At 76.7% G+C, this 12,623-nt stretch carries 7 protein-coding genes; 5 read left to right on the top strand and 2 right to left on the bottom strand.

Annotated elements, in window-relative coordinates; translation table 11 throughout:
- Positions 1-670: 670 nt before the first annotated feature.
- Positions 671-1,387, bottom strand: coding sequence for a GntR family transcriptional regulator (locus H7X46_RS10785; RefSeq protein ID WP_222131267.1), 717 nt, complete (start codon positions 1,385-1,387; stop codon positions 671-673).
- A gap of 78 nt (positions 1,388-1,465) precedes the next feature.
- On the opposite strand from H7X46_RS10785, the gene H7X46_RS10780 reads away from it, so the two are divergent.
- Genes H7X46_RS10780 through H7X46_RS10765 form a run of 4 tightly spaced genes read left to right on the top strand, consistent with a single transcriptional unit; the run spans position 1,466 to position 5,980 of the window.
- Positions 1,466-2,851 (top strand): sugar porter family MFS transporter, encoded by a 1,386-nt coding sequence (locus H7X46_RS10780; RefSeq protein WP_186359269.1) that lies wholly within the window; start codon positions 1,466-1,468, stop codon positions 2,849-2,851.
- Positions 2,848-3,765, top strand: coding sequence for a BadF/BadG/BcrA/BcrD ATPase family protein (locus H7X46_RS10775; protein WP_186359268.1), 918 nt, complete (start codon positions 2,848-2,850; stop codon positions 3,763-3,765). The genes H7X46_RS10780 and H7X46_RS10775 overlap by 4 nt, the downstream gene beginning before the upstream one ends.
- A gap of 32 nt (positions 3,766-3,797) precedes the next feature.
- Complete coding sequence (locus tag H7X46_RS10770) at positions 3,798-4,805, top strand: SIS domain-containing protein (protein WP_186362589.1); 1,008 nt, start codon at positions 3,798-3,800, stop codon at positions 4,803-4,805.
- A complete protein-coding gene (locus tag H7X46_RS10765; RefSeq protein ID WP_186359267.1) occupies positions 4,802-5,980 on the top strand; it encodes an N-acetylglucosamine-6-phosphate deacetylase in 1,179 nt (392 codons plus the stop codon). The genes H7X46_RS10770 and H7X46_RS10765 overlap by 4 nt, the downstream gene beginning before the upstream one ends.
- A gap of 153 nt (positions 5,981-6,133) precedes the next feature.
- On the opposite strand, the gene H7X46_RS10760 is transcribed toward H7X46_RS10765, so the two are convergent.
- The gene (locus tag H7X46_RS10760) at positions 6,134-8,743 is read right to left on the bottom strand and encodes a PEP/pyruvate-binding domain-containing protein (RefSeq protein ID WP_186359266.1); all 2,610 of its coding nucleotides are present in this window, start codon (positions 8,741-8,743) and stop codon (positions 6,134-6,136) included.
- A 246-nt stretch (positions 8,744-8,989) separates the two neighbouring features.
- Here H7X46_RS10760 and H7X46_RS10755 point away from each other — a divergent pair, with 246 nt between their 5' ends.
- Positions 8,990-12,622 (top strand): ABC transporter ATP-binding protein, encoded by a 3,633-nt coding sequence (locus H7X46_RS10755; RefSeq protein WP_222131266.1) that lies wholly within the window; start codon positions 8,990-8,992, stop codon positions 12,620-12,622.
- Position 12,623: the final 1 nt, after the last annotated feature.

Below are 12,623 nucleotides of genomic sequence, written 5' to 3'. Positions count from 1 at the left end.
GCGACCCGCACGATCCCGCGTCACCCGGGGCAATACCGTGCAGATCCACACAAGGCGCGACCGTGAGACGCACGTTCCCGCCTCACCTGGGGCGAACTCGTGCAGATCGACACCACGCACGACGACGAAACGCACATTCCCGCCGTCGGGACGGCGCGACCGTGCTGATCGACATCGCGCGAGACCTCGAGACGCACGATCCCGCCTCACCCACGGCCAGTTCGTGCTGATCGACATCACGAGCGCCCGTGAGACGCACGATCCCGCCCCACCCACGGCAGATACGTGCAGATCGACACCACGCACGACCGCGAGACGCACCTTCCGGCCCCACCCGAGGCAATACTGCGCAGATCAACAGCAGGCGCGACCGTGAGACGCACGTTCCTGCCTTACCTAGGGCGAACTCGTGCAGATCAACACCGCACGAGCACTCGAACCGCACGATCCCGCCCCACCCAGGGCCAATTCGTGCTGATCGACAGCACGCGCGACCGTGAGACGCACGATCTCGCCCTCAGCGGGGGCAGATCGCGCCGATCGACACCTGATGCTTCGGCGAGCGGCACGTCCCCGCCCTTCGGAGGCGGAACCGTGGTGATCGACGGCTCCCGCGGCACGCCGTGCCCGGGCCGTCACGGCGCGCGCCGGGCCCGGCGACGACCGACGCTCACCGCACCCGGTGGGTGCTCGCGACGAACGTGAACCGGTCCCCCCGGTACACCGACCGGGTCCACTCCACCGGACGGCCGTCTGCGGTATGGCTCAACCGCCGGACCAGCAGCAACGGGTGTCCGGTCTCGACGTCGAGCAGCTCCGCCTCGGCCGGGTCGGCCAGCCGGCTCTGCACCGAGTCCCGCACCTGCGCGACCTCCCGGCCGTAGGCGTCACGCAGGGTCGCGTAGAGCGAGCCCCGCTCCGCGAGCTCGGCGGCCAGTCCGGGCAGGTCTCCGGCGAGCCGGGCGGTCTCCACCGCCAGCGGTGCCCCGTCGACCAGCCGCACCCGCTCGACGACGTGCAGCGTCTCGCCGGCGGTGACGCCGAGCGCGCCTGCCGTGTCCGCGTCGGCCGGTTCGGTGCGCACGTCGAGGATCCGGTCCGCGACCCGGTCCGGCCCGAGGTCCTCGGTGAACGAGGTGAGCTGCTGCACCTCGACCCGCTGCGGCTCGGCGATGTAGGTGCCGCTGCCCTGCGTCCGGTGCAGCCGGCCCTCGGTGACCAGCTCGGTGATCGCCTGCCGCACCGTGGTCCGCGAGGTCGCGAACCGTTCGGCCAGCTCCCGCTCGGTGGGCAGCGCGGTGCCGGGCCGGCCCGCGGCGACCTGGTCGAGCAGCGCCTGCTTGACCGTCCAGTACTTCGGCACCCGTACGCCGGACCGCAACTCCACCCTTGACCTCCCTGATTGGTCTATGCCAACCTACCACACACTGATTGGTCTACATCAATCTACGGAGAGAGCGGGACAGTGGGATTCCTTCAGGAACTGCGCGGAGCATCGAGGCTCGGCGTACTGGTCGCGGCGTCCGCCGCGACCGTGGGCGTGATCTACGGCTACGACCAGTCGAACATCGCCGGTGCGCTGCTGTTCATGACCGACGAGTTCGGGCTGAGCACGCAGCAGCAGGAGCAGGTCGCGACGGTCGTCGTGATCGGCCAGATCCTCGGCGCGATCGGCGGCGGGTCGCTGGCCAACCGGATCGGCCGGAAGCCGGCCATGATCGCGGTCGCCGTCGGGTTCGGACTGTTCTCGCTGCTCTCGGCGCTGGCGTGGTCGGTGCCGATGCTGCTGGTCTCGCGCCTGCTGCTCGGCGTGACGATCGGCGTGTCGATCGTGGTCGCGCCGGTGTTCGTGGCCGAGTCGTCACCCGCCAAGATCCGCGGGGCGATGCTCGTGCTCTACCAGGTGGCCACCGTGGTCGGGATCATCGCGGGCTACCTCGTCGCCTGGGCGCTCGCCGGGACCGGCAGCTGGCGCTGGATGCTCGGACTCGCCGCGGTGCCGGCCGTGCTCGTCACCGTGATGATCGCCCGGCTGCCCGACACCGCCCGCTGGTACGCGATGCGCGGGCGGATCGCCGACGCGCGCGCCGTGCTCGAGCGCCTCGAGCCGGGCACCGACGTCGACGCGCACCTCGCCGAGATCACCACCGAGTCCGGGGAGACCACCCGGCGCGGGGCCTGGCGGGAGATGCTGCGCCGTCCCTACCTGCGGGCCACCCTGTTCGTGCTCGGGCTCGGCTTCTTCATCCAGATCACCGGTATCAACGCGATCGTCTACTACTCGCCGCGGATCTTCGAGGCGATGGGCTTCACCGGCAACGCCGCCCTGCTCGGGCTGCCCGCGCTGGTCCAGGTCGCCGGGCTGGTCGCGGTCCTCGGCTCGTTGGTGACGGTGGACCGGATGGGACGGCGGCCGGTGCTGCTCGGCGGCATCGGGATCATGGTCGTGGCGAACCTGCTGCTGGTCGTGGTGTTCGCGACCGGTGGCGGGTCCGTGCTCGGGTTCCTCGGGCTGGTGCTGTTCACCGTCGGGTTCACGTTCGGCTTCGGCTCGCTGGTCTGGGTCTACGCCGGTGAGGCCTTCCCGTCCCGGCTGCGCTCGCTCGGCGCGAGCACCATGCTCACCGCCGACCTGGTCGCCAACGCGGTGGTCGCGGCGTTCTTCCTCACCATGCTCACCGAGCTCGGCGGCGCCGGCACGTTCGTGGTGTTCGGGGTGCTCGCACTGCTCGCCCTGGTGTTCGTGCACCGCCTCGCGCCGGAGACCCGCGGCCGCGAGCTGGAGGAGATCCGCGGCTACTGGGAGAACGGCGGCACCTGGGCGGCCCCGCAGAAGTCGGTGGAGTCGTGAGCGACCTGCTGGGCCTCGACATCGGCGGCTCCAAGACCAGGGCGGTCCGCTGCGCCGGCGGGGCGCGCCGGGAGTGCGAGACCGGCAGCGCCAACCTGGCCTCGGTCGGTGACGCGGAGGCCGGCCGCCAGCTGGACGCGGTCCTGGCCGGGCTCGGCGACCTGACCGGGGTGTCCGCGGTGTGCGCCGGCGCGGCCGGTGCCGACTCGCCGGCCACCGTCGCCCGGCTGACCGCGCTGCTGGCGCAGCGGGTGCCGAACGCCCGGGTGCTGGTCGTGCACGACACCCAGCTCCTGCTCGCCGCCGAGGGGCTCGACGAGGGCGTCGCGCTGATCTCCGGCACCGGGTCGGTGGCCTGGGGGCGGCGCCGCGACGGCGCCCAGTTCCGGGCCGGCGGATGGGGCTACCTGCTCGGTGACGAGGGCAGCGGGTGGTGGGTGGCCCGCGAGGCGGTCCGGCACGCGCTGGCCCGGCACGACCGCGGGCTGCCCCGCGATGCCGTCACCGGCGCCGTCCTCGCGAGCTGCGGGCTCGACGGCAGCGACGAGCTGCTCGACCACGTCTACGGCCGCCCGGACCGCCGCTACTGGGCGGCGCGCTCCGCCGCCGTCGCCGAGCTGGCCGGCACCGACCCGGCCGCCGACGCGATCCTCGCCCGCGCCGCCGACGCGCTGGCCGGGCTCGCCCGCTGCGTGCTGGACCGGCTCCACCTGACCGGCCCGGTCGTGCTCGGCGGCGGGTTCGTCGTGCACCGACCCGCCGTGCAGGACCTCGTCCGCGACCGGCTGCCCGGCGTGCCGCTGCACGTGCTGCGCGCCGACCCGGTCCTCGGCGCGCTGCACCTGGCGCGCGCGCTCACCGACGCGCCGCACACCCCGGCCGGCGCCGTCCCGTCCCTGGAGGAGACCCCGTGACCACGACACCGACCACCCCGGCCGGAGCCCTGATGGCGGCCGAGACGGCCGAGCAGCCCGCCGTGTGGCGGCGGCTGCTCGCAGAGGCCGGGCCGGACGGCAGCTCGGGCCTGGACGCGGCGGCGGCACTGATCCGCCGCCGCGCACCGCGGTTCGCGCTGCTCGCCGCCCGGGGCACCAGCGACCACGCCGCGCTGTACGCGAAGTACCTCATGGAGATCACCCTCGGGATGCCGGTCGGGCTGGTCTCCCCGTCGACGTACACCGCCTACGGCGCCCGGCCGGACCTGACCGGCGTGCTGATGGTCGCGATCAGCCAGTCGGGTGGGTCCCCGGACCTGCTGCGCACGCTGGAGGTGGCCCGTGCCGGCGGCGCGCTCACCGTCGCCGTCACCAACAACGCGTCGTCGGCGCTGGCCGGGGCGGCGCACGCGCACGTCGACGTGCTCGCCGGGCCGGAACGCGCGGTGGCGGCGACCAAGTCCTACACCGCCCAGCTGCTGGCGCTGTACCTGCTGCTCGACCGGGTGCGGGGCGGGACCGGCGAGGTCGGCGGGCTGCCCGACCGTGCCGAGGAGGTGCTGGCGCGGGACGCCGAGGTCGCCGGGATCGCCGTCCGGTACCGGTTCGCCGACCGTATGATCACCTCCGGCCGCGGGTACTCCTACCCCACTGCCCGGGAGGCGGCGTTGAAGCTGATGGAGACGGCGTACGTCTCGGCGCAGGCGTTCTCCGGCGCCGACCTGCTGCACGGGCCGCTGGCCATGGTCGAACCCCGGGTACCGGTGCTGGCCGTGATGTCCGCCGGGGCCGGGGGCGACGCGTTCTCCCCCGTGCTCGACGCGCTGGCCGAGCGGGACGCGGACGTGCTGACCGTCGGCCGTCCCGGTACCACGCTGCCGCTGCCGCAGGTGGACGAGCCGCTCGCGCCGCTGCTGGAGATCCTGCCGTTCCAGCTGCTCGCGCGGCACGTCGCCGTGGACCGCGGCGGTGACCCGGACGCGCCGCGGGGGCTCCGCAAGGTCACGGAGACGATGTGACCGGAGCCGGCGGCACGCTGCTCGCGGCGGACACCGTCGTGCTGCCCGGCTCCTGCGGGCCGGGCTGGGTCGAGGTGACCGGCGAGCGGATCACGGCGACCGGGACCGGGCGCCCGGCCCGCGCCGCGGACGTCGAGCTGGGCGCCGCGGTCGTCGTCCCCGGGTTCGTCGACCAGCACGTGCACGGGGGCGGCGGCGCCGCCTACACCACCGGGGACCCGGCCGAGGCGCGGCGCGCGGTCGAGTTCCACCGGGCCCACGGCACCACCACGACGCTCGCGTCGCTGGTCACGGCAGGGCCTGCGGACCTGCGCCGCGCCGTGGACGCGCTCGCCGAGCTGGTCGCCGACGGCGACCTGGCCGGCGTGCACCTGGAGGGGCCGTGGCTGGCGGCGGGCCGCTGCGGCGCGCACGACCCCGCGCTGCTGCGCGACCCGGACCCCGCCGAGCTGGACCCGCTGCTGCGCACCGGCGTGGTCCGGATGGTCACGCTGGCCCCGGAACGGCACGGCGGGCTCGACGCGATCCGGCGGGTCACCGCGGCCGGGGCGCTGGCCGCCGTCGGGCACACCGACGCCGGCTACGCCGCGGTCGTCGAGGCGATCGAGGCCGGGGCACGGGTCGGGACCCACCTGTTCAACGCGATGGCGCCGCTGCACCACCGCGAACCCGGCCCGGCGGCCGCGCTGCTCGGCGACCCGCGGGTCACCGTCGAGCTGGTCACCGACGGCCTGCACGTGCACCCCGCCCTGTGGGACCTGGTGCTCGCGACGGCCGGACCGGGGCGGGTCGCGGCGGTCACCGACGCCATGGTCGCCGCCGGGATGCCGGACGGGTGCTACCGGCTCGGCGGGCTCGACGTCCGGGTGGCCGGCGGGGTGGCCCGGCTCGCCGGCCGGGGCTCGATCGCGGGCAGCACCGCGACCGGGGACGCGCTGTTCCGGCGGATCGTGGCGAACGCGCCGGACCGGGCGACGGGCCTGGAGCGCGCGGTCGCGCTGACGTCCTCGACGCCGGCGTCCACCCTGGGGCTCGACGACGTCGGGGCCCTCGAACCGGGGCGCCGCGCCGACCTGGTGGTCCTGACCGGGGAGCTGCAGGTCCGGGCGGTGTACCGGCGGGGACGACCGGTCTGCGGGGCCCTCCAGGAGCCGCGCTGCGCGACGACGGGGTGATCCCGGAAGCCGCGGCACCCGGGCCGCTGCCGTGTCCGGGCAGCGTCGGTGAGCGGCGTGGACCGGACCGCCCGGGGTTCCTAGGGTCGGGGATGCCCGCGCCCGCGGCGCCTCTCCGTGTGGGGGCGCCCGGGCGGGGTCCATCGTCCCGGTTCAGCCGCGGCGCACCAGGCCGGCGCCGCCGTCGACGGTCAGCAGGTCCCCGCTGGCGATCCGCTCCGTGGCCCCGGCCACCCCGACCACCGCGGGGATGCCGTACTCCCGGGCCACCACGGCGCCGTGCGAGTTCGAGCCGCCCATCTCCATCACCAGCCCGCCCGCGGTGAGGAACAGCGGTGTCCAGCCGGGGTCGGTGGACGGGCAGACGAGGATCTCGCCGGGCTCGACGTGCGCCCCGTCCGGGGCCAGCACCACCCGGGCGGGCGCGGTCACCGTGCCCGCCGAGGCGGGCGAGCCGGTGAGCGCACCGTCCGCGCCCGCGGGCCCGGTGCCCGGTTCGGCCTCCGGTTCGGTGCCGTCCGAGAGCAGCACCCGGGGGACGTGCCGGCGCGCCAGCTCGCGGGTGTACTCGTCACGCCGGGCGCGGACCCGGTCCCGGTGGTCCACGCCGTCGAGCGCCGCCCCGGCCTCGTCGAGCTCGAGGAAGAACACGTCGGTGGGGTCGTCGAGCAGCCCGCGGTCCGCGAGCTCGGCGCCGACCGCGGCCAGCTCGGCCCGTGCGGCCGCGAGCAGCCGCACGAGCAGGTCCTTGTGCTCCTCGCGCATCCCGGCCAGCCGGCGGGTGCGGTCCAGCGCGAGCGCGGTGAGCCGGGCCCGCCACGCCGACCGTTCCCGGACCCGGTCGACGACCCGGGCGACGGCGGCCTCGGCGGCCCGGGCGCCGCGGGCGAACCGGACGTCCGGCGGGTCGCCCCCGTCGTCGCGCAGGTAGTTGGCCAGCGCGCCGAGCAGGTGCGACGGGTCGTCGGACCAGCGCGGCAGTCCGAGATCGATCTCGGCGACGGCCCGGTGCCCGTGCTCGGCGAGGAACGCGTCGAGCTCGCGGGCGAGCACCGCGGGCAGCTCACCACGCCGGTACCGCGCGGACAGCTCCGCCGGCGGGTGCCCGGCGAGCGCGGCGGCCGAGGCCGCGTCGGCCCGCACCCGCACGGCCACCGCCCAGAGCTGCAGGTCCATCTCCGTGGTGCAGTTGTGCGGCAGCGACCGCAGCACGTCGTGGACGGCGCCGCTGTCGAGTGCGGGACCGGCCAGCAGCCGGGCCGCGCCGAGCCCGGCGAAGCCCGCCCCGGCCACCGGGACGACCGTCGGGATCATCGGGAACACCCCGTCCAGCAGCCGGACGGCGTGGTCGAGCCGGTCCCGGGCGGGCGCGCCCGGCCCGAGCGGGCGCAGCACCCGCACCCGGCGCCCGACCCGCTCCGCGTGCCGCAGCCCGGCTTCCGGGCTCGCCAGCGCCCGGAGCAGCACGAGCGGGGCCCGGAAGTGCGCGAGCGTGCGCAGCACCCCCAGCACGAACGGCACCGGGGACCGGCCCCGCGGCGCCAGTTCCGGGCGGGCCGACAGCGCGCGCAGCACGACCGCCGAGCGGGCCTCCATCACGTCCAGCAGCGCCGGGGCGAGCCGGCTCCCGCCGGGGCTGTGCAGCACCGGCGTGATGTCGGCGAACACCCGGCCACCGGCGGTGGCGAACGCGGCGGGCCCGGCCAGCGGGTCGGCCACCGGGGCCCGGAACGCCTCCCGCGCGGCCCGCGCGGCGATCACCCGGAACGCGGAGATCCCCATCGGGGTGATCGGCCGGGTCAGTCCCTGGGCCAGGCTCACGCACAGGTAGGCCCGCAGGCCCGGTGCGGCCGGGGCGGGCAGCGGGTACAGCGTGGTGATCGGCCGGGCCTGCAGCAGCCACAACGTCCCCGAGGTGTCGAACGCCCACTCCAGGTCCTGCGGGGCGCCGAAATGCGCCTCCACCTGCCGGCCGAGGGCGACGAGCTCGGCGATCCGGGCCGCGGACAGGCAGCGGTCGCCGCCGGCCGGCACCGCCGTCCGCTCGACGCCGCCGCCGGCCACGGCCCGCACGGCCGTCGCCTTGTCGCCGACCCGGTACTCGGCGACCGCCCCGTCCGGTTCGACGACGATCCGGTCCGGGTTCACCGCCCCGGACACGACCGCCTCCCCCAGCCCGGGCGCGGCGTCGATCACGGTGCGGCCCCGGTGGCCGGTCACCGGGTCCGCGGTGAACAGCACGCCGGCGACGTCGGCGTCCACCATGCGCTGGACGACCACGGCGAGCCGCACGCCGCCGGGGTCGACGCCCGCGGTGGCGCGGTAGGCGACGGCGCGCCCGGTCCACAGCGACGCCCAGCAGCGGCGCACCGCGTCGAGCAGCGCGCCCGGCCCGACGACGTTGAGGTAGGTGTCCTGCTGCCCGGCGAAGCTCGCGGTGGGCAGGTCCTCCGCGGTCGCCGAGGACCGGACCGCGACCGGCACGTCCGGGCCGAGCGCGGCGTAGGCGGCGCGGACCTCCCGGGCGATCTCCTCGGCCACGGTGACCGCACGCAGCGCGTCCCCGGCGACCGCGGCGTCCGGGCCGGTGCCGAGGCCGGCCGCCGTCGCGGCCCGGGCGTAGGCGGCGGTGCCGAGGCAGAAGCCGTCCGGCACCCGGAACCCGGCCCCGATCAGCTCGGCGAGGTTGGCGGCCTTACCACCGGCCGCGGCGAGGTCGGCCGGGTCCACCCGGTCCAGTCCGGTGACGAATGCCGTGTCCATGGCTCACGGTAGCGCCGCACCCCCCAGAACTCAACGCTTGATGAAATAGAGGCCCCCTCGTCGTCACACCCGTTCGCGCCGCGGCACACCCCGTGCAACGGGTGTGTCGCACCGTCAACCGGTGTGAGGTGCCGGCCCGCAGCGGAAAACCGGGCGATTCCGGCCGGGGGCCGGGGCTAGCGTCGCCCGCGGACCGGCGCCGGAGATCCCGTGCCTCCCGGTCCGGTCCTGCGGGGGTGTCCTGACGTGCGCGCGCTGTCGTGGCGGCGGTTGAGCGGGGCGGCGTCGTCCGTCGCGGTCACCGCGGCCGTGGTCGCCGCGGTCGCGGAGGCGGTCGCCGCGACCGTTGCCGGCCGGGTCGCGGTGGGGCCGTCGCCGGCGCTGGTCGCGGTGCTCGGGGCGCTGCTGCTCGGCGCGGCGGCGCTCGACACCCTCGGCCGGCTGCTGTTCGCCGGGGTCGTGAGCCGCGCCGAGGGGCGGCTGCGGGCCGACCTGCTGGACGCGGCACTGGCCCAGCCGCTCCCCCGCCTGGAGGACCAGGCGGTCGGTGAGCTGCTCGACCGGGTCGACGACGACTCCCGCCAGCTCGCCACGCTGTTCCGGCGGATCGGCTGGGAGACCGGCCGCGCGCTGCTGCGCTCGGTGCTCGCCTGGGTCGTCGCCGGGCTGGTGTTCTGGCCGGCCTGGCTCGCGTTCCCGCTGGTCGCCGGCCTGATCGTGCTGGTGGCACGGCCGCTGACACCGGTGGTCGCGCGGGCCAAGCTCGCCGAGGAGGCGGCATGGTCGGATCACTCCGCGCAGCTGGAGGAGGCGATCGCCGGGCAGGACGACGTGCGCACCTCGCTCGGGCAGGCGCACGTGGTCGCCGGGTTCGCCGCCCGCGCGGCGGAGGTGCTCCGGCGGGTGCAGACCGTCAGCGTCGCGGCGACGAAGGTCGGCCTGCGGACCGGGTTCGTCGCGCACGCCCTGCTGGGCGCGGTCGCGCTCGGCGGGGTGTGGCTGGTCGCAGGCGACCCGGGCGGGATCGCCGCGCTCGTGTCGCTGTGGATCCTGGTCACCGCGTTCGTGTCCCAGGTGGACGCGATCGTCGACCGGATGCCCGACATCCAGGCCGGCGTCGGCGCGCTCACCCGGGTCCGGTCGCTGCTGCACGCCGAGCGGGAGCCGGTGGGCGGCGCCCCGGTCCCCGCCGGGCCGGCCGCGGTGGAGCTGCGCGGCCTCACCGCCGGCTACGACGGCGGGTTCCGGCTGGCCGGGATCGACCTCGTCGTCCCGGCCGGGACGACGTGCGCGCTGCTGGGCCGGACCGGTTCCGGCAAGTCCACCGTGGCGAAGGTGCTGTCCCGGGCGGTCGAGCCGCCCCGCGGCCAGGTGTTCGTCGGCGGCCGGGACGTCCGCGACACCGGTCTCGAGGACCTGCGGCGCGCGGTCGGCGTCGTCACCCAGCGCACCGAGATCCTCGCCGCCACGCTCGCGGAGAACGTCACGCTGTTCGACCCGGCCGTGTCCCGCTCCGCGGTGGCGCAAGCGGTGTCCGCGCTCGGGCTGGACGGCTGGGTCGCGGCGCTGCCGGACGGGCTCGACACCCGGCTCGGCAGCGGCGGGGTGACGCTCTCGGCCGGGGAGCAGCAGCTGGTGGCGTTCGCGCGGCTGCTGGTGCGCGACGTCGCCGTCGTCGTGCTCGACGAGGCGACCGCCCGGATGGACCCGCGCACCGAGGAGCGGGTGAACCGGGCCTCCCGGGCACTGCTGTCCGGGCGGACCGGGATCGTCGTCGCGCACCGCCTGTCGACGGTCCGGCGGGCCGACGCCGTCGCGGTCCTGGAGGACGGGCGGCTGGTCCAGCACGGTGACCGGACCCGGCTGGCCACCGAGCCGGGCCGCTACGCCGACCTGCTGGCCGCCGACCACGGCGATCCGGAACACGGCGCCCCGGGGCCGAGTCACGCCGGGCGCACGGCCGGCGAGCACGACGCCGGCGGCGACGGCCCGACCGGCAGCAGCGGCACGGCGGCCGGCCGCGCGGGCGGCGACGGGGTCGCCCCGGTCGGCTCCCCGCACCTTCCCGGCGCGGTCGTGATGCCCGGCGGCGGCACCGGGGCCCGGGTGGCGACGCTCGCACCGGGCACGGCGCCCGACCCGGACCCGATCGCCCGCCGTACCCGGCGGCGGCCGGCGCCCGCCGCGGCACCGGCGCCCGCGCCCGCGCTGTGGCGGGCGGTCCTGCGCCTGGCGTTCGCGCACAAGCGCTGGGGCCTGGCGGGCGGGCTCATGTTCACCCTCGCCACCCTCGCCGGGGCGACCGGTGTGGTCACCGGCTGGCTGTGGGGGCTGGTCGCGGCCTCGTTGCAGGACGGGGCCGCGCCGTGGGCCCCGGCGATCGCCCTCACCGGGGTGCTGCTGCTGTTCCCGCTGTGGATCGCGGTCGCGTTCCGCACCTACCCTCGCTGGTGGTCGGCGGTCACCCTCCGGCTGCGGCTGGCCGTGCTGCGCGGCCAGACCATGCAGCACCGGTCCGGGCGGGCGCCGGCAGGCGAGGTCGTGGCCCGCGCGCTCGACTCGGACCGGCTCACGCTCTACGTCGACCGCTGGGTGGACGTCACGAACTCGGTGATCGTCGTCGTGGCGGCCGGCCTCGTCGCGGGTGACGTGCGGGTCGCCGCGGTCATCGGGGCGTTCCTGCTGCTCTGCGCGGCGGTCGCGGCGCTCGGCGCGCCGTTCGCGGGGCGGGCGGGCCGGCGCGCGGCCGACGCCCGCGCCCGGTTCGGCACCGCGCTCGGGTCCACCCTCGACGCGGTGCGGACGGTGAAGCTGGCCGCGGCGACCGGGGCCGTGCGGGCGCACCTCTCCGCGGTCGACGCCCGCCGGGTCCGGGCCACGGTGCGCGAGTACCGGATCCGGACGCTGCTGGACGGCGTGCCGGGCCTGCTCGTGCAGGCCGCGGTGGTGCTGACCTGGGCGCTCTACGCGGCCGGGACGTGGGACCTGGCGACCGCGCTGCTGGTGTCGACCACCCTGAACGGGGCCGGGTTCCTCGGTCAGGTGTGCGCGGCCGCGGTCACCGAGGCGCCGATCGCGCGCCGCTGGCTGCGGACGGTCGCCCCGTTCGCCGGGTCCGCGGACCTCACCGCCCTCCCGGCCGGCGTCGACCTGGTGGCCGGTACCGCGCCGGCCCCGGCACCGGCGCCGCGGGAACCCCTGCACCGGCTGAGCCTGGAGAAGCTGACGGCCGTGCACGACGACGGCACCGTCGGCGTCGAGGGGGTCGACCTCGACGTCGACGCCGGCTCGCTGGTGCTGGTCACCGGCCAGGTCGGCGCCGGCAAGTCCAGCCTGCTCGCCGGGCTGGCCGGGCTCGTCGGGCACGAGGGCGTCATCCGGTGGAACGGGCGTGCCGTGGACGACCCGCAGCGGTTCCTGCGCCCCGGCCAGGTCGCGTACGTCGGGCAGGTCCCGCGGGTGCTGTCCGGCTCGTTCGGCGACAACATCGCCCTCGGGCACCGGCGCCCGATCGGCGCCGCCGTCGACGACGCCCGGCTCGGCCCGGACGTGGCGGCGGCCGGCGGGCCGGACGCCGTCGTCGGCCACCGGGGCATCCGGCTGTCCGGCGGGCAGGTGCAGCGCCTGGCGATGGCCCGTGCGCTCGCGACGGACGCGGAACTGATCGTCGCCGACGACGTGTCCTCGGCGCTGGACGTCCGCACCGAGATCGAGCTGTGGGCGGCGCTGCGCCGCCGGGGCAGCACGGTGGTCGGCGCGAGCACGAAGCGGGCCGCGCTGGCCCGGGCCGACCGGGTCGTCGTGCTCGAGCACGGCCGGGTCGCCGACGAGGGTCCGTGGTCGGAGCTGGCGCCGCGCTGGTCGCACCTGGCGGGCTGAG

Source organism: Pseudonocardia sp. C8 (genome assembly GCF_014267175.1).
Taxonomy (GTDB): domain Bacteria; phylum Actinomycetota; class Actinomycetes; order Mycobacteriales; family Pseudonocardiaceae; genus Pseudonocardia.
The sequence above is the reverse complement of the archived record's forward strand: the minus strand, read 5'-3'. Positions and strand labels throughout refer to the sequence as shown.